17 protein-coding genes are annotated in these 21,469 nt (G+C 64.0%); 6 read left to right on the top strand and 11 right to left on the bottom strand.

From position 1 onward, the window contains the following. Positions 1-54: 54 nt before the first annotated feature. The 6 genes from CH273_RS23355 to mftE form a co-directional block, all read right to left on the bottom strand. Positions 55-594 (bottom strand): DUF779 domain-containing protein, encoded by a 540-nt coding sequence (locus CH273_RS23355; RefSeq protein WP_045195996.1) that lies wholly within the window; start codon positions 592-594, stop codon positions 55-57. Continuing rightward, on the bottom strand, positions 594-2,117 hold the full coding sequence (exaC, locus tag CH273_RS23350; RefSeq protein WP_032397559.1) for an acetaldehyde dehydrogenase ExaC: 1,524 nt from the start codon (positions 2,115-2,117) through the stop codon (positions 594-596). The genes CH273_RS23355 and exaC overlap by 1 nt, the downstream gene beginning before the upstream one ends. 146 nt (positions 2,118-2,263) lie before the next feature. Then, positions 2,264-3,559: a sigma-54-dependent transcriptional regulator family protein gene (locus tag CH273_RS23345; protein ID WP_032397560.1), complete on the bottom strand. Its 1,296-nt coding sequence runs from the start codon at positions 3,557-3,559 to the stop codon at positions 2,264-2,266. Positions 3,560-3,856: 297 nt separating this feature from the next. Further along, a complete protein-coding gene (mftG, locus tag CH273_RS23340) occupies positions 3,857-5,350 on the bottom strand; it encodes a mycofactocin dehydrogenase MftG (RefSeq protein WP_032397561.1) in 1,494 nt (497 codons plus the stop codon). 33 nt (positions 5,351-5,383) lie between these two features. Beyond that, entirely contained in the window at positions 5,384-6,781 is a 1,398-nt protein-coding gene (gene mftF / locus CH273_RS23335) for a mycofactocin biosynthesis glycosyltransferase MftF (protein ID WP_032398252.1), read from the bottom strand. Positions 6,782-6,906: 125 nt separating this feature from the next. Further along, entirely contained in the window at positions 6,907-7,593 is a 687-nt protein-coding gene (mftE, locus tag CH273_RS23330; RefSeq protein ID WP_032397562.1) for a mycofactocin biosynthesis peptidyl-dipeptidase MftE, read from the bottom strand. 70 nt (positions 7,594-7,663) lie between these two features. On the opposite strand from mftE, the gene CH273_RS23325 reads away from it, so the two are divergent. From CH273_RS23325 to CH273_RS23315, 3 genes are all read left to right on the top strand, one after another. Beyond that, positions 7,664-8,380 carry a GntR family transcriptional regulator gene (locus CH273_RS23325; protein WP_032398253.1) on the top strand — a complete coding sequence of 239 codons (717 nt, stop codon included), beginning with the start codon at positions 7,664-7,666 and terminating at the stop codon, positions 8,378-8,380. 125 nt (positions 8,381-8,505) lie between these two features. Next, the gene (locus CH273_RS23320) at positions 8,506-10,059 is read left to right on the top strand and encodes an NCS1 family nucleobase:cation symporter-1 (protein ID WP_032398254.1); all 1,554 of its coding nucleotides are present in this window, start codon (positions 8,506-8,508) and stop codon (positions 10,057-10,059) included. A 10-nt stretch (positions 10,060-10,069) separates the two neighbouring features. Further along, complete coding sequence (locus CH273_RS23315; RefSeq protein ID WP_032397563.1) at positions 10,070-10,801, top strand: aspartate/glutamate racemase family protein; 732 nt, start codon at positions 10,070-10,072, stop codon at positions 10,799-10,801. A 62-nt stretch (positions 10,802-10,863) separates the two neighbouring features. On the opposite strand, the gene CH273_RS23310 is transcribed toward CH273_RS23315, so the two are convergent. Both CH273_RS23310 and CH273_RS23305 read right to left on the bottom strand, forming a co-directional pair. Next, on the bottom strand, positions 10,864-11,514 hold the full coding sequence (locus CH273_RS23310; RefSeq protein WP_032397564.1) for a Rid family hydrolase: 651 nt from the start codon (positions 11,512-11,514) through the stop codon (positions 10,864-10,866). A 32-nt stretch (positions 11,515-11,546) separates the two neighbouring features. Continuing rightward, positions 11,547-13,124: a flavin monoamine oxidase family protein gene (locus CH273_RS23305; protein WP_032397565.1), complete on the bottom strand. Its 1,578-nt coding sequence runs from the start codon at positions 13,122-13,124 to the stop codon at positions 11,547-11,549. A gap of 250 nt (positions 13,125-13,374) precedes the next feature. Here CH273_RS23305 and CH273_RS23300 point away from each other — a divergent pair, with 250 nt between their 5' ends. Next, positions 13,375-14,883: an APC family permease gene (locus tag CH273_RS23300; protein ID WP_032397566.1), complete on the top strand. Its 1,509-nt coding sequence runs from the start codon at positions 13,375-13,377 to the stop codon at positions 14,881-14,883. 2 nt (positions 14,884-14,885) lie between these two features. Continuing rightward, the gene (locus CH273_RS23295; protein ID WP_230596990.1) at positions 14,886-15,632 is read left to right on the top strand and encodes an IclR family transcriptional regulator; all 747 of its coding nucleotides are present in this window, start codon (positions 14,886-14,888) and stop codon (positions 15,630-15,632) included. Positions 15,633-15,641: 9 nt separating this feature from the next. On the opposite strand, the gene CH273_RS23290 is transcribed toward CH273_RS23295, so the two are convergent. Further along, entirely contained in the window at positions 15,642-15,833 is a 192-nt protein-coding gene (locus CH273_RS23290) for a hypothetical protein (protein WP_032397568.1), read from the bottom strand. Between the two features lie 27 nt (positions 15,834-15,860). Further along, the gene (locus CH273_RS23285) at positions 15,861-19,634 is read right to left on the bottom strand and encodes an nSTAND1 domain-containing NTPase (protein ID WP_032397569.1); all 3,774 of its coding nucleotides are present in this window, start codon (positions 19,632-19,634) and stop codon (positions 15,861-15,863) included. Positions 19,635-19,858: 224 nt separating this feature from the next. Here CH273_RS23285 and CH273_RS28310 point away from each other — a divergent pair, with 224 nt between their 5' ends. Next, positions 19,859-20,185 carry a LuxR C-terminal-related transcriptional regulator gene (locus tag CH273_RS28310; RefSeq protein WP_230596991.1) on the top strand — a complete coding sequence of 109 codons (327 nt, stop codon included), beginning with the start codon at positions 19,859-19,861 and terminating at the stop codon, positions 20,183-20,185. A gap of 43 nt (positions 20,186-20,228) precedes the next feature. Here the strand turns inward: CH273_RS28310 and mftD are convergent, their stop codons facing one another. Further along, on the bottom strand, positions 20,229-21,461 hold the full coding sequence (gene mftD / locus CH273_RS23275; protein ID WP_032397570.1) for a pre-mycofactocin synthase MftD: 1,233 nt from the start codon (positions 21,459-21,461) through the stop codon (positions 20,229-20,231). Positions 21,462-21,469 lie beyond the last annotated feature (8 nt).

Genomic DNA, 21,469 nt, shown 5'->3' with positions numbered 1-21,469 from the left:
GTGGTGCGGTTGTGTGCCACCTGCGGCATCCAACCGCACCACTGCCACAAGCACTCAGCCCTGAAGCATCCCAGGGACGGGACACGCATCGACGGCCTCGGCGACCACCAAGGGGTCTGCGGGAACCTCCGGCCGTCGACCTTCTTCCCAGTCGACTCCCACCAGTGGTGGATGCTGCGCGAGAATGTCGTTCTCCTCGGCGGTGTACGCACGTCCGCGGCTGAGGAACCGCACTCCCTCGGGCGATTCGAGCGAGAATCCACCGCCGCGGCCGGGAACCACGTCGAGCACGAGCTGGGTGTGCTTCCACGCCTGGAACTGGGATCCCGAGATCCACACCGGCACACCGTCGCTCCCGGTCGGCAGGTCCTGTGGGACCTCACCGACCCCCAGCCGAAGGTCGATGTACCCCAGGAGAACGTCCCGGTCGCCGACGATGAATTCGCCTGCGGGATAACACATCGGCGACGACCCGTCACAGCATCCCCCGGACTGATGCATCATCAGTTCCCCGTGGATACCGCCGAGGCGACGGAGCAGGTCCATCGCCTCGACGGTGGTCTTCAGCCGCGCGGGCTGCGCAGCGCTGTTCATCAGAAGAAGCCCTGGGCCTTCTGGGCGTAGCTGACGAGCAGGTTCTTGGTCTGCTGGTAGTGATCGAGCATCATCTTGTGGTTCTCGCGGCCGATACCCGACTGCTTGTAGCCACCGAACGCGGCGTGCGCGGGGTACTGGTGGTACGTGTTGGTCCACACGCGGCCGGCCTTGATGTCGCGTCCGGCTCGGTAGGCGACGCCGCCGTCGCGAGACCAGACGCCTGCGCCGAGTCCGTAGAGGGTGTCGTTGGCGATGTCGATGGCATCGTCGTAGTCCTTGAAGGACGTGACCGACACGACCGGGCCGAAGATCTCCTCCTGGAAGATACGCATGTTGTTCTTGCCGGTGAAGATCGTCGGCTGGACGTAGTAGCCACCGTTCAGATCTCCGCCGAGCTGCGCACGCTCACCGCCGGTGACGACCTGTGCGCCCTCGCCCTTGCCGATCTCGATGTACGAGAGAATCTTCTCGAGCTGATCGTTGGACGCCTGTGCGCCGATCATGGTCTCGGTGTCGAGCGGATCTCCCTGTCGCACAGCCTTGGTGCGGATGGCGGCCAAGGCGAGGAACTCGTCGAAGATGTCCGCCTGGATCAGCGAGCGCGACGGGCAGGTGCACACTTCACCCTGATTGAGGGCGAACATCGTGAAGCCCTCGAGCGCCTTGTCCTGGTAATCGTCGTTGGCCTGCAGCACGTCGGAGAAGAAGACGTTGGGGCTCTTGCCGCCGAGTTCGAGCGTCACCGGAATCAGGTTCTGCGACGCGTACTGCATGATGAGACGGCCGGTGGTGGTCTCCCCGGTGAAGGCGATCTTGGCGATGCGCGGGCTGGACGCCAGCGGCTTGCCTGCCTCGACTCCGAATCCGTTGACGATGTTGACGACGCCCGGAGGCAGGAGGTCGCCGATGATCGAGATCAGGTGCAGGATCGATGCGGGAGTCTGCTCGGCGGGCTTGAGCACCACGGCATTTCCGGCCGCGAGAGCGGGCGCGAGCTTCCATACGGCCATGAGGATCGGGAAGTTCCACGGGATGATCTGCCCGACGACTCCGAGCGGCTCGTGGAAGTGGTATGCCACTGTGTCGCTGTCGATCTCGGAGAGTGATCCCTCCTGCGCGCGGATGCAGCCGGCGAAGTAGCGGAAGTGATCGACGGCGAGCGGAATGTCGGCGTTGAGAGTCTCGCGAATCGGCTTGCCGTTGTCCCAGGACTCCGCCAGTGCGATGGACTCGAGGTTCTCGGCGATTCGGTCGGCGATCTTGTTGAGAATCACGGCGCGCTCGGCGGCGGAGGTCTTGCCCCATGCGGGCGCTGCGGCGTGTGCGGCATCGAGCGCGAGCTCGATGTCCTCGGACGTGGAGCGGGCGACCTCGCAGAAGTTCTCTCCGGTGACGGGAGTCGGGTTCTCGAAGTACTGACCCTTGACCGGCGGTACCCACTCGCCGCCGATCCAGTTGTCGTAACGCGACTGGAACGACATGACGGAATCGGCGGAACCTGGACGGGAGTAGACGGACATTGAAAATCCTCCTGATCGACACGTGCTTCACAGTTGATGCGGTGTGTGATTCAGGACACTAGGGCTTGCAACGTTGCAACTACGTTGCCGATGCGACTGCATCTGTGTTGCCGCTGCTGCCGGAGGTACCGACAGTGGCGATCGCGTCAGATTCCGAGTTCGCGGTCGAGGAGATCGATACGCGCACTGACCTGCCCGTACAGCGCGGAGTCTCGGCTCAGGGTGGCCCGGTAGGCCTCCCACGCGATCACGTCCGATCGACCGTGAATCGACGACGTCCACTGCGCCAGTAGCACCGGATCTCCGAGTCGGAGCAGCGCGGCCTGCATTCGAGACCGCAGTTCCTCGCGGATCTCCTCGATGCCGGGCGCGGACGATCCGGGCAGCACCGGTCCCGAGTAGATACGAAGAGCAGCCTCGACGTCTCCGCGGTCGAGGGCACGCCGGATGTCGCCGACGTCCGAGGACAGCTCGCCGACCAGACGGTAGGGCCGCGACGCCAGGCCGGCGGTACCGAATGCCTTGCGCAATCTCGACATCTCGGCGCGAATCGTCACCGAGTCCAGCTCCTGCTCGTCGAGCAGCACGGCGAGGTGGTCGGAGCTGAGCCCTTCGGGATGCTCACCGAGTAGGAGGAGTATCTCCGCGTGTCGCTGGGAGAGCGGTATCCGGCCGGAACCACGCACCACTCCCGGCCGTCCGGATCCGAGAACCTCGAGCCGAGGAGCAGTGTCGCCCAACGATTTCGGCGAGTTCATCAGATGCAGGCGCAATTCGGACTCGGCGGCGGCGACGGTGGCACGCACCAGCGAGAGCACCTCGGGCACCGCCACGCGCGGGCCACCGGTGATGTCGATCGCCCCCAGGATGTGGCCACTGGTGGGGTGGTGAACCGGTGCTGCCGAGCAGCTCCACTCGTGCACCGACCGAGAGAAATGCTCGGACGCGAAGATCTGCACACTGTGGTCGACCGCAAGAGCGGTACCGGGGGCATTGGTGCCCTTGTTCTCCTCGCTCCAATCGACGCCCTCGGCGAAGTCCATCGTGAGCGCTCGGTCCTTGGCTGCGGAGTCACCCTCGACCCACAGCAGCCGGCCTTCGGCATCGGAGATGGCGACGAGCAAGCCGGTGTCCGCCGCGTCCTCGACCAGCAGCTTTCGGATGACCGGACGAATGATCGCCATCGGATGCCCGTTGCGGTAGCGCTCGAGATCCGGCCCGGTCAATGCGGGGGTGTCGTTTCCGCCGTCGGGATCGACCCCCTTGGTGCGACTGCGCATCCACGAGTCGAGTACGACGGACCTCACCGTCGAACCGTGAGTACGGAGGTCGTCCACGAAAGATTGGTGGGCACTGGACATCTGGCGCGCGAGCACAGCGACGTCCTCGCCGGGACGCACTGCGACCCAGGGGTTGCCGCCACTGTCCGATCGGCTTGCCATTCGACGCTTCCTCCGTGACCTGTCCACATCGTTGTTACCCAGCTCACAGACCAGGATACAGCCGTGGCCGGCGCGCGCGGCTGTGGCCGGTCGCGCCGACCCCGGTTGCCTACTTCTTCTTGGCGCTCGACGTGATGATGTCGTTGCTGGTGTCACCACTCGACTTGGCCCGCTTGTCCGCGCGCTTGTCCTTGAGCGATTTGCCGGATTTCTTGGTCATAGTGTTGCGGGGCGATTTGTCCGACATGGCAGTAACCCATCTATCGGGGAACCCGAACGGTCCCCAGACCATGAACGCTACGCCTCGACACCCCTACCGTGGTCTGCAATCAAGGCCGCTGCACGCTCGGCGAACATGATCGCCGTCGCATGCGGGCCGCGGCTGGGCACCACCGGAAACGCCGAGGTGTCGACGACGAGGACACCGTCGACACCGCGCACCCGGCAGTGGTCGTCGAGCACCGCCTCCGGGTCCGATTCCGGGCCCATCTTGGCGCTGCCGGACAGATGCAGGGAGGTACCGAGTACCGCGAGGGGGTCGTCGATCGCGGGCACATCGACGATCTCCGACATGATCGGCGACGCCAGTAGATCGCGCGCGAGTTCGACGCCCTCGCGCATAGCGAGCCGGTCGACCTCCGATTCGAGATAGCGGTATCGCACGTCCGGGGACTCGAACGGATCCGTGCTTCGCAGCGTGATGCTCCCTCGTGCCGTCGAACGCATGAGGCCGACACCGAACACATGCGGCCCACGAGAAAGACCGGAGATCAATCGATCGAATCTCCCGGTGTACGGCCTGATCTCGACATCGCCCGCGTGCAACACCGCTTCCAGAGCACGAGATACCGTCGAGAATTCTTCGGTCGTCGCTACCGGAACGGCAACCTCGGGGTGGTCGCTGAAGCCACGGCCGACGCCCGGACTGTCGGAGATCACCGGAATCCCCAGCGCAACACTGCTTTCGGCCGGCCCGATGCCGGATCGAAGCAGCAACGCGGGGGTGTGCACAGCACCAGCAGACAGAATCACCTTGTCGGACTTCACGATACTGCGTACACCGTCGACAATGATCTCGACCCCGGCCACCCTGTTTTTCTCGAACATCAACGACGACACCGTCGTATTCCCTTGTACCCGTATGTTCTTTCGATCGATGACCGGCAGAAGGTATGCCAGAGCGGCACTTACACGGATACCGTTTCGGATGTTCGACGGAACTGCGCCCACTCCTCCCACGGCCGCGTCGGGTGCGTTCATGTCCTCGTGGAATCGAAAACCTGCGTTCGCGGCCGCCTGCACGAACGATGCGGTCAGCGGATGTCGGTCCTGCTCCGACGTGCGCGAGACCGGCATCGGCCCGCGGGAACCGTGCCACCGATCGACCGCGTCGGCATCTAGATCGGTTTCGGAGCCGATGTAGAACGGCAGCACCTGATCGAACGACCACAAAGACTGCGGCCAGGCATCGAAGTCACCCGGCGTGGCGCGGACGAAGTAGCCGCCGTTCACTGCGCCGGAGCCTCCCAGCACCCGGCCTCGCGCGATCGTCCGGGACACACCGGCCGCGAGTTCGGCCGTATAGGTTCCCACCCATTCGCTACCGGGGCCGATGGGAAGTGTCGCCGCGTCGAGCACGGCCGCCGGAACGTCGGCGACGCTGTGGAACGCAGGCCCGGCCTCGAGCAACAGCACCGACCGATCGGGGTTCTCACTGAGCCTCGATGCGAGAACGCAGCCGCAGGAACCACCTCCGACGACGATGACGTCGGCGAACTCGATCGGGTTCACACCGTCGACGGAGCAGACCGGGGTGGCACCACGTCAGCCGTCGAGGCGGGGCTTGAGGGCGTCGACGCTGCGGGCGGACAGTGCACCGTGCCACAGCCCCGCTCCGTAGGCGACGTCATCGGCTCGTTTGTAGAGGGCGTAACGCACCGGATCGAGACCGCCGGGCTCCCTGTGCTTGTACCAATCCGAGAACGCCTCTGCCACAGCCAATCCCAGTGCAATTCTACGAATACGACTCGACAGCAGTACGGCGAGCAGGGTGATCGGCCAATAGTGCCGACACAGGGCCGACGCCAGTTGCCACAACCCCGCCACGAAACCCTCGGCCGCGAGGATGGCCGCGATCCGAGTGGGCTGGTCCAGACCGACGAACATCCTGCGCAGACGAACGATCGTCACGCCGAGTGTGGCGGCAGCGCCGACGAGACCGATCCGCGTCAGACTCGCGGCGAGCAGACATGCAACCAACGTCCACGGGGACATCGCGATGGGCGGCACCATTCCCGGATGACGTGCCGACAACGGTGTGGCACCGGTGCCGTAGAACAGCTTGCGGGCGAACCATTCGGCGAAGGTGACGCGATGCTCGTGCGCGACGTGGGCGACGGGTTCGTAGCGCAGCCTCCACCCCGCTTCCTGCAATCGCCAGCACAGGTCCACGTCTTCGGCCACGTGCATCGACTCGTCGAATCCGTCGCAGTCCATCGCCACCGATCGACGCATCAACATCGCGGCGCTTGGGACGTAGGACACCGAACTGCCTGCCCGTACCGCCGCTTCCTTGCGACCCAGGTCGAGCGACGAGCGGGCATGTTCGTATCTGGCCAGCGCACTGCCCTCGGGCTCGAGTGCGACGATGCGGGGGGCCACCAGGGCGACCGCCGGATCCGAGAAGTGGCCGAGCATCACCTCCAGCCACCCCTTACGTGGCACGACGTCGGAGTCCAAGAACGCTACGAAATCCGTTGTTGCACATCGCAAGCCAGTGTTTCGTGCGGCAGCAGGTCCACGTGAGCGCTCGTGCCGCAGCACCGTCATGCTGCCCACGCTCCAGGAGATCCGCGGTACGGCGACCGGCACGTCCGAGCCGTCGTCGACGATGATGACGTGCAGCCCGTGGAGCGACGCGATCAAGCGCTCCAACCCCGCTTCGTTGTTCTTGAGCGGCACGACGACGGTGACGTCGCTCGGCGCGGGAATCGACATCGGCCGCGGATTCCCGACTCCGGAGTCGAGCAATTTGCGGGCCACGAGCGCGGACTGCGAGTCGGTCACTTCGATGAACCCGTCGCCGATCATGGCGGCAGCGGTCGGTGCCAGCTTGAGCATGCGGGTCGGTGAACCACCGATCAGGACACGCCCTTCGGAGAATGTACGTACGCGTGGATCGACTCGCACCCCGAAGCCGTCAGGCAACCGACCTTCACCCATCAGGAGATCGTAAGCGGACAAGCCGCCGGAGTGTCGGCCACCCGAGAAATCGGACGGAACATACCTGTTCCCCGTTTTCCGCAGCTTCTGCTCGGGGTCGCGACCAGGCGTTTCACCGGGTTCGGTCATGAGATCACGCCCTGCTCGGAGGGACTCCATCGCCCGACTGCATCGGCTGCTCGGGTGCACATCTGCTCGAAGGCGCGACGCCCTTCCTCCGCATCGGCCCCGGTCGGATCGCCGAGCACGCCGTTGGCGGTGATCGGAGCCAATCCACCGTCGCGAAGTGCCGGGAGCAGGGCGGCGATATCGGTCACATTTCCCACCTGCGCCTTCGTCATGTCCACCGCCTCGGGCGAAAGATGCAGCAGCAACGACGTTTCGGTCCGGCCGGCGTGAGCATCTGCTCCGGGTATCGCGCACGGAAACCACACGACATCGCGGCCCTCGTACCGGAGCTGCAGCACTGCGGTCCGCACCGTCGGTGCGTTTCCGCCGTGGCCGTTGACGAACACCACCCGCTCGGCCCACCGGCAGGCGGAGCGTCCGTACTCCACCAGAAGCGTTTCGAGCGCGGCCGCACCGATCGAGACGGTGCCGGGAAATCCTTCGTGCTCACCACTGGCTCCGTACGCGATCGGCGGGGCAACGGTTGCATGCGGGACGGTTCGCGCCACGGCGTCGGCGATACGAGTGTCGGTGTCGAGGGGAAGGTGCGGTCCGTGCTGCTCGATCGAACCGACCGGCACGACGAGGGTCCTCGACCGGTCGACGTCCGGCCAGTACTGAGCACCGAGTGAGTCCCTGGACATGGATGCAGATGATATCGGATGGAACGAAGCCGTCACGCCGCCGAAACACACGGTCGCTAATCTTCCATTCGTGCCACCCCGCCGTCGGTCCATATTGCTCTCGCAATTGTCGATATCGGCACCCGGTGGCCCGCAGCCGTCGATTCTGCGCGAATTGCGTCGGGTAATTCTCGCGGGCGACGCTCCACCGAATACCCCTATTCCGCTCAACGAAGTGGCGGAACTGTTCGGGGTGAGCAGAATACCGGTGCGCGAGTCGCTCAAGACGCTGATCGGCGAGGGCTTGGTCGATCATCGGCCGAATCTCGGCTACACGGTCGCCCAATTGACCGCGGCCGAACTACGCGAAATGTACATCGTCCGAGAGGTTCTGGAGACTGCGGCGCTGCCGATCGCCGTCGAATTCGCCACCGATGCCGACCGTGAGCACCTCATCGAGATCAATCGGCAACTCGAAGCGTCACTGGCTCGCGACGACTCGCGGGAGTATCACCGACTCTCACGTGAATTCCATCTGTCCCTGACGCGGCCTTCTCGGATGCACCGGTTGCTGCACATGCTCGAATCCGCCTGGAACATCACCGAACCCGTACAGCCGATGGTGCATGTCGCCGGTTCCGACAGGGCATCACTGCACAGCGACCACGCCGATATGCTCACGGCATTCCTGGACGGTGATTCCGCGGGACTGCTCGGCGCAGCACAACATCACCACACGCGTCTCAATTCGGTCATTTCGACACTGTCGAACGACCATGGATTGTTTGCCGATCCGCCGTCGGAATAGCCGAGGAGCGAATCCGAAAGATATATCGCTCGCGTCACGAGTGCGCAACACTGCGCCGCTAGCTTTTCCTCATTCGCTCGTTCACCTCCTTCGTTCACCTCAATGCCATGCCGTCAGGAGCATCGATGACAGATACAGCGCACGGTCCCGCTCAAACGGGAGATCTCGTGGAAGCCGCGGGCCACCCCGTCGGCGGTGGCCTGATCAAGGACAGCTACGACCCGCGGCTGACCAACGAGGATCTCGCTCCGCTGAAGAAGCAGACGTGGACCTCGTACAATCTCTTCGCCTTCTGGATGTCCGACGTGCACTCGGTCGGTGGCTACGTGACCGCGGGCAGCCTGTTCGCGCTCGGCTTGGCCAGTTGGCAGGTGCTGATCGCGCTGCTCGTCGGCATCACGATCGTGTACTTCTTCTGCAACCTCGTCGCCAAGCCGAGCCAGGTGTCCGGAGTTCCGTATCCGGTCATCTGCCGCAGTGTCTTCGGTGTTCTCGGTGCCAACATTCCGGCGATCATTCGTGGCTTGATCGCCGTGGCCTGGTACGGAATTCAGACATTCCTGGCCTCGGCCGCTCTCGACATCGTGTTGATCAAGCTGTTCCCGTCTCTCGCTCCGTATGCCGTCACCGCCGACTACGGTTTCGCCGGACTCTCGCTGCTCGGCTGGGCGAGCTTCCTGTTTCTCTGGGTCGTCCAAGCGGCGGTGTTCTGGCGGGGCATGGAGTCCATTCGCAAGTTCATCGACTTCTGCGGCCCCGCTGTCTACGTCGTGATGTTCATGCTGTGCGGCTACCTCATCTGGAAAGCCGGCTGGGGCGCAATCGATCTGAACCTCGGAGAAGTCGAGCACACGGGTCTGAGCTCCATTCCGGTCATGCTCGGTGCGATCGCTCTCGTGGTGTCCTACTTCTCGGGCCCCATGCTCAACTTCGGCGACTTCTCGCGTTACGGAAAGTCCTACGCCGCCGTGAAGAAGGGCAACTTCCTCGGTCTGCCGGTGAACTTCCTGGTCTTCTCGATACTCGTCGTCGTCACTGCGTCGTTGACGCTTCCGGTGTTCGGTGAACTGATCACCGACCCGGTCGAGACCGTGGCACGGATCGACAGCACGTTCGCCATCGTCCTGGGCGCGCTGACCTTCACGATCGCCACCATCGGTATCAACATCGTCGCCAACTTCATCTCCCCTGCATTCGATTTCTCGAACGTCAGCCCCCAGCGCATCAGCTGGCGCGCGGGCGGAATGATCGCCGCCATCGGCTCGGTGCTGATCACGCCGTGGAACCTCTACAACAACCCCGACGTCATCCACCTGACGCTCGAGACCCTCGGTGCATTCATCGGACCACTGTTCGGCATCCTCATCGCCGACTACTACCTCGTCCGCAAGCAGAAGGTCGTCGTCGACGAGCTGTTCTCGATGTCGTCCACCGGGCTGTACTGGTACTCCAAGGGTTACAACCCGGCGGCGGTGTACTCCACCGTCGTCGGCGCGCTGGTCGCGATGTTCACCGTCCTCTTCAACGGGGCCATCGACGGCATGGAGATCGCCGGCATGTCGACGGCGTCGAAGTACAGCTGGTTCATCGGCTGCGGTATCGGATTCGTCATGTACTTCTACCTGGCGACACGAACCAAGCTGGCTGTCACCAACTTCGACGTCCCAGCGAAGGCTTAGGATTTCTTCCGTGCTCATCAAGGTCATCAATCCGAACACCACCAGTTCGATGACCGCAACGATCGCTGACTGTGCCCGGGCCGTGGTCGGCCCGGGCACGGTCGTCGATGCGGTCAGCCCCTCGATGGGGCCCGTGTCCATCGAAAGTCATGTCGACGAAGCACTCAGTGTCCCAGGCATTCTCGCCGAGATCGCCCGGGGCGAGGCCGCTGGGGTCGACGGTTACGTCATCGCCTGCTTCGGAGATCCCGGTATCGACGCGGCCCGCGAGCTGGCGGCCGGGCCGGTCGTCGGTATCGCCGAGGCGGCCATGCACGCCGCGAGTTTCCTGGGTCGAGGTTTCAGCGTCGTCACCACACTCGGACGCACCATCGGACGTGCCCAGGATCTGGCGAACCACTACGGCTTCGGACGCCACTGCCTCGGCATTCATGCGTGCGAACTGCCGGTCCTCGATCTCGAGACCGATCCCGACGCCCGCAAGATCGTCACCGAGGCGTGCCGCGTCGCCGTCGAGACGGACGGTAGCGATGCTGTGGTTCTCGGCTGCGCGGGTATGGCCGATCTGTGCCAACAGATTTCGGCCGAGATCGGAGTACCTGTGGTCGACGGTGTGGCCGCGGGCACGTTGTTCGTGCAGTCCCTGGTCTCGCTGGGACTGGGTACCGGAAAGCGCGGCGAGTTCGCTACGCCACCGGCCAAGCTCTACACAGGAATGCTCGAGGGATTCAGTAGGCAGTAGCGCCCGAAATCCACCGGAGTGCAATTTCTCGATCCGATCGCAAGATCGATGCACTCGAACAACTACTTGACCGCGTCCACTTCTACCTCGACGAGCCAGCCCGGAACCGGAAGCGAGGCGACCTCCAACGCGAATCGGGAAGGTCGCGCGGAGTTGCGTTCCAGCGGTGCCGCAGGCTCCGCGCTACCGAGCGGAACGAGTTCTGTCTCATCCGTATCGAGATTCGTATTTGCGAAGAACTGCCGATAAGCACGGTTCCAGCCCGCATAATCGGCGATGTCGGTGCCGGGCGCGTTGTCGAGAAACACGCGCATCGTCACGACGTCCTCGAGTGTGTAGCCCTCTTGTTCGAGGTTGTCGCGGATCTTCTTCAGTGCGTTGATGCCTTGTGCTTCGGTGACTGTGACACCTGGAGGCAACGTGCCACCCGGGAACTCTTCGGTGTCGATGTAGGACTCGGGGGTACCGGTCGCAGCAACGTCGTTCATGGCTGTACCTCCGATACCGCTGGTCTTGTATACAGTTGCATCGCCGGATATCTCGACGCCTTGCGCGATCATCGGGTTGTCCTCGCCGGGTTCGATCACCGACCGTGCGCCCGCGGTGGTTTCGGTTGTGTCGCCCGAGGCCTCGGAATCCGAGGAGCACGCTGCGGTGAACAGAATGGTTCCCGCTGCTGCAGCGGCGATGAGTGAGCGAGTGACGTGTGACAACGTGGTGCCTTTCGACAGGTATGGGATTTCGATCAGGACGTGGTGACGCGCTCGTGCAGCGCGGTGACGACCTGGCGAGCCGATGTGAAGGCACCGTGCTGCCAGGCAATTGCATTGGAGAGGTGATCGCCTGCGAAATAGATTCGTTCGACAGGTGCGAGCAGTTTCTCGTATTCCGGCGTGGCGGCACCGCCGTGCGAACCACCCGACCCCTCCCAATTGGCCCACGCACTCTCCGAATACTTGGTACGACGCCAACTGCCGGAGAAGGAACTCACGATATCGCGGGTGTATTTGTCGCCGTGAATCATGGATCCTTCGGCGATTGCTTTCGCCAACCTTTGCTTGTGAGTGAGGGATTCGAAGGCCTGATGCCTCTTGCCGCTGTTGTAGTACCCGACGACGACACCGCGATCGGAGTTGTAGTGGTCGTACGGGAACATGATTTGCGAAATGTCGAGGTCGGTGTTGCTGGCACCGCCGTAGATGCGCTCGTCGGTCTCCCACCATCGGCGTGAGTACTCGATCCCGAGCTTGCCCGACGAGAACGGCTTGGCCGCTCTGTTCGCCGCCAACACGTCTGCGGGTAGATTCGTATCGAGGCGTCCGATCAGGTTGGGTGGAATCGTGCAGATCAGGTAGTCGGCGTCGATCGATTCCGCTTTTCCGTCTTTCGTGTATTCGACGGCGACGCGCTCGCCGGCGTTCTTCATCGACGTGACCTCGGCTCCGTAGACGATGTTGTCGACGCCGATCGACTCCTCGAAGGCGTAGTAGATTCGGTCCATGCCACCGACAGGTGAGAACATCAACATCGCTTGGTCGTAACCGAACTCGAAGCTGAAGTTGCGGCCTATCCCGCTGCGAATGACGTCGGACATGCTGTGCGGCTTCGTTTCGGCACCGAAGTCGACACCTGCGCCCGGTTCGGACGAATAGCCGCGCCGCGTCGATCCGAGATACCGCCCGTCATCGGACAGGTCACCGAAATCGCTGAGGAACTCGGACAGGGCGTCCTTGTCGTCGCGGCTGAGCACGTCGTCCAGAGCACCCCGGTTTGCGGCTTTCTGAAGCAGTTCCGACATGTATCCGTACGTGTCTGCTTTCGCCGCTCGGTAGCTCACCGACTGCTGATTGAGCGCCGTGTCGCTCTTGTAGTTGACTACGGTGTTGGCATTTTGATTGCCGAATGTCTGGAGCTCGACACCGAGCTCCTTGCAGTAGTCCATCGTGATGTGGCTCTGCGGTATTCGGGTCGCGCCGACGTTGTAGAAGTGGCCGTCGGAGAACGTGCACGTTTGAGTTTCCCCGTTCAGATCCGTCTCCTCGGCACCACCGCGAACAGACCACACACGGCCGCCCGGCCGGTTCCTCGCTTCGAGAATCGTCACGGAGTATCCCGCTTTGCGGAGCTCGTAACTCGCACACAGTCCTGCAGGACCACCGCCGAGCACGACCACCGAAGGACTTCCCTCGACCCTCCCGATCAGGTCGGACCTCGCCGGCGGTCTGAACCGTGTGGGCACCGCCTGAGCGGATGGAGCGAGGCCGATCGTCGACATCGCTCCATAGGCGAGCCCGGCCCCTCCCGTGACTCCGAGACCTCGCATGAACGATCTCCGTGTTACTGGCAATTCATGCTCCCATTCGTGCTGCCCGGTGCCTCGGTGGTCCGGGATCGAAAAGTTTCGAGTGCAATCCTGAACGGCAGGTAATTCGGGAAGATCAACCTCGGGAAACCATCGAGAAAGCGCGAGTGAGAACGGACAGGATTTCGGACGAGGCATTCCCACTCGTACGGTTCCAGCTGATTCATGTTCGCAATGCCCGTGCAACATGCGCCCACTATTTTCGGCAACCATGTCCGCACTCGAGCACGCGATCGCCAGGTCGTTCTCTGCCGGTGAGCCGGCGCAGCCCGCACTGTCACCTCTCCGCGCGCTCGGAAGGCGACAGCTGTCCGGGGTCGAGGTACTCGCCCAGTCGATCGCCACTACTGCACCCGCTGCATCGATGGTGGTGCTGCCCATCGCCATGCTGACGAACGACACAATGCTCGGAGGTGTGTTGACGATCGCTGCCGCGACGATCGTCGTATCGCTCATCGCATTCTGTATTTCGCAGTTCACCCGCAGGCTCGCCGCATCCGGAGGGCTGTACAGCTTCACCTTCCACGGCGCGCGAGCTCGCGCTGCGCTCACCGTCGGTACTGCCATGCTCGTGAAGTACTGCGCCAGTGGAGCGCTGACTCTCTACAGCGGCGGCCAGGCCGTCATGACTGTGCTCGACCAGTTCCACATCGATGCGCGCGGAGGCATTCCTACGATCACCATCTACCTGCTGATCGCCGCATCGATCCTGGCCTGTCTGCTGCGCGGTGTCAGGTTCGCCGCAACGGCGATACTCGTCGTCGAAGTATGTTCACTGGTTTTCATCCTCGTACTGCTGATGATTCCCGATGGTGCGGGCCGCGCAGTCGATGTGGAGACCGCAGAGTCGTCACACGGGCTACTGCTGGTCGCGCTGGCGGCGATGTTCTCACTGGCAGGCTTCGAGAGCGCCACGTTCTTTGCTCCCGAGGCACGTCGCCCGCTCGTCAACGTCACTCGCACTGTGATGCTCACCCCCATCATCTGCGGAACACTGTTCACCTTCGCTGCGTGGGCTGTGTGGTCCGGCCGAGGCAGCACTCTCATCGAGGCGTACCTGCACGGTTCGTCCACCGGCATCGATCCGTCGCTCGTGATCGCGGTGAACGTAGGACTGAGTTGCTCGTGGCTGGCCTCCTCGATGGCCTCCTCCAATGCGGCGTCTCGCTTGGTCTACACGCTGGGGATCGAAAGGGTGATACCCCGAATATTCGGCTCTGTTCACCGACGATTCCGCACTCCGTCCGTGGCGCTGGTCTGTGTTGTCGTCGGCTTCGCTTCGGCCAGTATCCTGTTCTCGGTCGTGTCGGAAGGGCCGCTGATCGACAACGTGAAACTTGCTGCCCGCGCCGCCCTGATCGTCGGATACGTACTCGTCGCGGTCGCCGCCGTATTGTTCCTGCGCCGCATCGGTGAACTCGAGACACCTGTTGTCGTCGCAGCCGCGCTCGCCTCGGGCTGCGGCGTCGGGGTCCTGATGCTGCTGTTGTTCACCGACGGGATCACCGACAACCTCGTTCTGATCTCGGTGTTCTCGGTCATTGCACTGTCCGGAACGATATGGGCCTCGTGGCTGCGTACGCGCTCACCTCTCGGCCTTCGATCCATCGGTGTGTTCGACAGCGCGGAAACCACGGACGTGCTGCCCGGTTCCGCGTCCTACGGTGAGAACTCCCGTGGCGCTGTCGCTTTGGTCAAGCAGCCGCGCAGGGAGCGATGACAGTGGCCGTGCGTACACCGCGGGTCGCCGAGGTCTCGGGTCACGAGCCGCGCGCAGTACAGAAAGCGCTCGCTCTCCTCGAAGCCGTCGCACACATCGGACCAGGGGCGAGCGCCAAGGAGATCGCACAGGCAACAGGGGTTGCGCCCGCAACTGCATACAGGCTGCTCAATCTGTTGGTCGCAGACGGGTACCTCGTACGCATCGACGACCTTTCCGGGTTCGCGCTCGGTCGACGTACGCGCGAACTCGCGGGACCCGATCCCGGTCACGATCCCGATTCCATTCGCCGCGACGTGTTGGACAGTCTGCGATCCCACATTCGATTCGGTGTGTACCTCGCGTCGTACGAAGGCGGCCGCATCAGTCTGGTGGATCGAGATCCGGACCACGATTTGGTCGCAGAGAGCGCCATCTTGATACATCCCCATGCATCGGCCATCGGAAAAATGATGCTGGCACGTCGCTCCGAGACCCTCCCGACCGGGAAACTGCGGGTTTTCACGTCACACACCATCGCCGACAGCAACGCACTGTCCGCGGAGCTGACCCGAGTTCGCACGTCGGACCTCGCCACCGAAACCGACGAGATGAGAATCGGGCGTTCGGCCATTGCGGTTCCACTTCGAGACGAATCGGGCTCGGTCAGTGGATGTCTGGCAGCGATCGGCAAGACCGGACGACTACGGACGGACGACTCCGATCTGATCGATCTGCTCCGAGCGTCAGCGGGGAGGCTGCGCCCATGACAGTCCAATTCAGCGACGAACGGACGCGATCGTGTAGCCGATCGCTCCGCCGGCGACCAGCACGCCGACGAGCAGCAACACAACCTGCAGAGCAGTCGACATCGAGTCCTCGAACCACGCTACGTAGACCACGACACAGGACGCAACGATCGCGATGAGAGCAGACAGTGTCGGGGGGACCTTCGGAGACTTGTCGGTCATGGTGCCAGTACACCATCTCCGAGTCCATCAGGTCTCGCACAACCTCCGATAGGGAACACCGGGTAGGTACTGTGCCCATTCGGTTTCCGTCACCACCGACCCCCCGGATTCGCACAGCTGAGTACGAACCTCGTCGGGGTCGGTCCGCCAGATGCGGACATCGCGAGCCGTGCCACCGCCGAACAGCACTCGTCCGTCCGCGGCGAACACAGCATCGTTGACGCGCATGCCATACGCGGTGAGGGCAGCGTACTGCGATGGCGCGGCACGGTCCGTGACATTCCACAGCCACACCGAGGATCCCCCGTCGCCCGCGGCCAACCGCGTGCCGGACCGATCGAACGAGAGCGAGTAGATCGGGCTGGAGGGTCCGACGATGCGAGATAGGTGTTGCGGGGCAGCCGTATTCGTCATGTCCCACAGTCGAATGGAACGATCCGCACCGCCGGCGGCGAGAGTTCGCCCATCCGGTGAGATGGCCACGGCCTGAACGGAGCCTCCGAATCCGCCGAGTGTGGTCGTGCGGCGCGGGTCGGTCGGGTTACTGATATCCCACAGTTCGACCACGCCCCCGACACTGGCGATGGCCAGTACCGAACCGTCGGGAGACAGCGCCATGCCCGCCGGATAGTTCCCGGCCTGCGGGGTCGACATCTTCATCGGGGCAGCCGGATCCTCGAGCGACCACACCGACGCGTCGTTCGAGTTCTGACCGGACGCGACCAACATCGTCCCCGAGCGATCGAACGCCAGCACCGCGGTCAGGCTGCCGGTCGCCTCCCGGACGAAACCCAGGGCCACCGGATCGTCGAGATCGGTTGTGTCCCAGAGCTGAAATCCCCCAGTTGCGGTGCCGACCGCGGCCAGAGTGCCGTCGGCCGTGAGCGCCACCGCACCCGTCTGCGCCATTCCGTCACCGAGGACCAACGGCTTCGACGGCACCGGATGCTCCACGTCCTCGACATCCCAGAGGGTTGTTGCGGACGCGCGACGACCTGCACCGACCAGTAGCCGGGTGCCCGCTGCACCGACAGGATTCTGGAAGATCGTGTCTCCGGCGTCCGCGAGGGCCGGACCCGGAAGCGGCCAGATTCGGGTTGTGCCATCACCACTGGCGGTCACGATCGACGAGCGATCCGGCGTGAATGCCAGCGAACTCACCTCGATCGGACCGGGAAGCGTGAGCTGCAGCGTCCCCGATGCGGCGTCCCATACCTTGGACGAATTGTCCGAGCTCGCCGCAGCGATCTGGACTCCGTCGCCGCTGAACGCGACATCGTTGACGTAGCTGGTGAATCCCGTCAACGCAGGCAGAGGAGAAAGTCCGCCCGCGTCGACGGCCCACCGCAGAACCTCACGACCGGTGGTACCCGCTGTCAACGTCCTGCTGTCGGGAGAAAATGCCAACTGCAGTGCGGTGTAGGTGGATCCGTCCGAGGGGACGTCGATCAACGGCACGGTGGGGGCTGCCGGAGACGAGGTCAGCTGCCTCGCGTCCCACAATCGCATCGCGCGGCCGGCACCGACCGTCACCAGAAACCGGCCGTCCGGGCTGAATTCCGTGGCCGACGGCGAACCTGGTTGGGCGATTTCACCGACCGTGCGGGGCGTGGCGGGTTCTGCCACGTCGAGAAGAGGCAATCTGTCGTCCTGGGTGCCGACGAGCAGAAATCGTCCGTCCGGCGAGAACGACAGGTTCCCCACACCGACCACATCCGTGCTCGACAACTTCGTCGGTGTCGCCGGGTCGGATACATCCCACAGCTCGACACCGAAGGTTCCACCGACAGCGATGACGCCTCCGCGCGGATCGAACGTCAGCACCCGCGAGTCACGCGTGACTATCTCACCGAGCCGCGCATGGCCGTCGGCGAGCGACCACATCCGTACGTGCCCGTCGGAACCGCCTGTTGCCACCATGACTCCGCGTGGGTCGACCGCGGTCACGGCAGTGCCCTCGACACCGAGCAGCCGCACCGGAGTATGAATCGCCGAGGAATCGAGCAGTGCCGATCGCGCCTCGGACGTTCGGTCCACCTCGTAGGACGCCAGCGCGAAGTAGGCCGCCAGCCCGGGATCCTGCGTTCGTAATTGCTGCGTGACGCCGGCGATCTGACGCGAGACGGCCTCGGCCTCAGCGTGTTCGGCCTCGACCCGCCCGGCGTTCGCGTCCGATCGGGCGACGAACGCCGTCACGGCCAGTGTCACCGACAGTACGGTCAGCATCGCCAGTGCGGTGACGAGCGTTTCCAGGGTGCGTCGTCGACGTCGGTCGTTTCTGTACTGTTGCTCGACTCGATTCGCGCTCGCTTCGAGGTAGAGCTTCTCGGTGGAGTTGAGGTCGCGCCGACGCACCGGTCCGACGGATTCCTGTACCACCAGCAGCCTGGACTCCGGCAACAGCGAGCCCTCGTCGCGGTCGTTGTTCTCCCACAGTTCGGCCGCCTGGGTGAGCCGACGGTGTTCGACCAGCCACTGACGGTCGTCGTCGAGCCACTCACGCAGCCGCTTCCATGCCGTGAGCAACGCCTCGTGCGTCACCTGGACCGTCTCTTCGTCGACGGTCAGCAGTCTGCGCGCGGCGAACCGTTCGATGACGACATCGACGTCGGTGACCACGTCCATGTCGTCGTCTCCGTGGAACAGCTCGACACGATCGACGCGGCGACGAGTGACCACGTCGTCGTCGAGATTGACCAGACGCATGAAGATGCGGCGTGCTTCGCGCTGCTGCTCGAACGTCAAGGCGGAGAACACTTCCTCGGCGCTCTGGCCGACCGCTCCGCCGATTCCGCCGGTTGCGAGATAGTCCGCGACGGTCAGCGTCCTTCCGCTCGAGACCTGCCACGTCGTCAGCAATGCATGCGAGAGCAACGGCAGGGCACCCGAGTCGTGGGCGAACTGCGATCCACGCGGACCCAACTCCCCGACCAGTACCTGTACGAGGGCATCGTCGACGGTGACTCCCGCCTTCGCTGCAGGCGAGACGATGACTTCCCGCAACTGCGATTCGGTGAGGCGGCCGACGACCACAGGGTTGTCGGACAGTCCGGCCAGCAGAGCATCCTCCGACACGGCATTCTGGTAGAAGTCGGCCCGCAGACCGAAGACGAGGACCGACCCGGAGTCGGTCGAGGCGGAGGCCGCACGAAGAAAGTTCTCGCGCTCGCGCGCTGTCGCCAGCGTCCACAACTCCTCGGCCTGATCCAGAACGACGACCGATCCCGACGCGAACGACCCGACTCGCTCGGGAAAGGCACGGATATCGCCCACGCCCGAACAGATTTCCGAACCGGCGACCCTCGATGCCAGGCCGGCGCGCAGCAGCGAGGACTTTCCCGAGCCCGATGCACCGACGACGAAGACGATGCCTCCACCGTTGTCGAGAACACCGCGGACGCGCGTGCTCAGACGGTCGACGACGTCGTCGCGGCCGAAGAACCACTCCGAATCGGCGGTCCCGAACGCCTCCAGCCCCTTGTACGGTGGGCTGCCCTTCGCCGGGTCGACCGTGCGCCTGCCCGAGACGGACCGCACCCTCGACACCGCGTCCCACCACCGCGCCCGCTCGTCCTCGTCGTCGACTCCGCAGGCGACCAGGACCGCGGCGAACATCTCGGCGCTGGCCTTCGTGGGTACGTGGTGACCGGAGAACCAGCCGCTGATCGTGCCGTGCAGGCCACCGGAACGCTCGACGATGTCGCGGACCGTGGCATTCGCCTGGATCCTGATCGCACGCAACGCCGCGGCGAATTCGGTGCGATCCGAGATCGACGAGGGATCCGGGCGATCGGAGGTCATGGGCGAAAACTATAGAGCCGGCAGATCATGCACCGATGCCTCGAACAGCCCACTGAGCAGGACAAACAGCAAATTGCTGCGTTTGAATGACGCATACGTGGAACCCGGAGTCGTCCGTATTGACCTTGTATGGACTTGCGCGCAGAGCTGGATCCGCGACGCCATTGCTTCGACGATGGACGCTGAGGTCGGGGATGGATGGATACACGAGGGGGAGAATTTTCGTGCTCGAGCAGACGTCGGCATCGGCGGTACATCACCCGTTTCGAAGGCCGAGAGAGTCGGCACCCACTGCACTCCCGACACCGACCGACACTCGTCGCCCCAAGCCTGCGTTGAGCGCGCGCGAGATCGAGGTCATGCTGGCCTGGTTCGCCTCCGACTCGAAAACGGTCGCAGCTCGGTCCGTCTACATATCGGTGGGCACGATCAACACACACATCACCCGGGTCCGACAGAAGTATGCGGCAGTGGGCCGCAGCGCGCCGACGAAGGCGGCCCTGTTCGCCCGCGCCCTGCAGGACGGTCACACTCAACTGTCCGATTGGTGACCGCCGATGCGGCTGCCCCTCGCGCGGGATGGCCGGGCGCGAATCACCGGATGGGTTGTGCCGTCCTTGTTCGCATCGGCGTCGGGTATTCCGGAACGGGGAGTCGATCGGCGCGAGCGAAGTCGGTCGGTAGTACGACATCGGATGGTCCGAGCGTGTGCACCGATGCATGCCCGAGACCGAGCACCGCGGAATCCAGTCCGCCGCGGAGGATGTCGAGCACGTTCTCCACTCCTGCTCGACCGTTCGCGGCCAACCCCCATAGGTAGGCCCGACCGATCAGCACTGCCTGCGCACCCAGCGCGAGCGCTTTCGCCACGTCGCTTCCCCGCCGGACGCCACCGTCGAGGGTGATCTCGACCTGCTCTCCCACTGCCTCGGCGATGGACGGCAAAACCCGAATCGACGCCGGGGAACCGTCGAGATTGTTGCCACCGTGGTTGGACACCGAGATCGCGGTGACACCGGCGTCGACGGCCCGTAACGCGTCGTCGACCCGCGAGATGCCCTTGAGCATGAACGGACCGTCCCACTGCTGACGTAGCCAGGCGATGTCCTCCCACGTGGGTAGCGGCGTGGACTTCCACTCGCGATATGCGGCGAAAAACGTCGGCGCGGGCTTTCCGGGCGGAGCGAGGTTGGGTGCCGTCAGATCCGGGAGGGTGCCCGTGCGTGCCCACCGCGCAAGCCATCGCGGATGCGCGAGTGCTTCCGGTGCGAACCGGAGCATCGCCCTCGGATCGAGGCGATCGGGAATCACCGGACTCCCCCAGTCTCGCCCCTCGGAGAACGACCAGTCCATCGTCACGATCAACCCGACGGCACCCGCATTGCGTGCCCGATCGAGCATGTGCAGCAACAACTCCCGTGATCCGACCCAGTGAAGCTGAAAGAACGTCTGCGGGTTCGCTGCGACGACCTCCTCGATGGGTTTGCTCGCGAACAACGACAAACCCATCGCCACACCGCGTGCCGCTGCCGCCCTCGCGACGGCAACCTCGCCGTCGGGGTGCACCGCTTGCACGCCCGTCGGGGAGATCATCACCGGAAACGACAGCGGTTGCCACATCAGCGTCGTCGACAACTCACGTTCGTTCGACAGCCCTGCCACGTGCGGGGCGAACCCGAGTTCGGCGAACGCAGCGGTGTTGTCCGACGCAGTGATTCCGCGTTCCGATCCCGCCACCAACGCCGAGTAGACGGACTTCGGAAGACGCTTCTGCGCGCGCCGCTGGGCCTGCGCAACGGACTCGAACCAACCGGACTCGGTGAGCACGCAGCGCT

The organism is Rhodococcus sp. 05-339-2 (genome assembly GCF_002258965.1).
Classification (GTDB): Bacteria; Actinomycetota; Actinomycetes; order Mycobacteriales; family Mycobacteriaceae; genus Rhodococcoides.
Note: the sequence above shows the minus strand (reverse complement) of the source record. Positions and strands in the feature narration are given on the sequence as shown.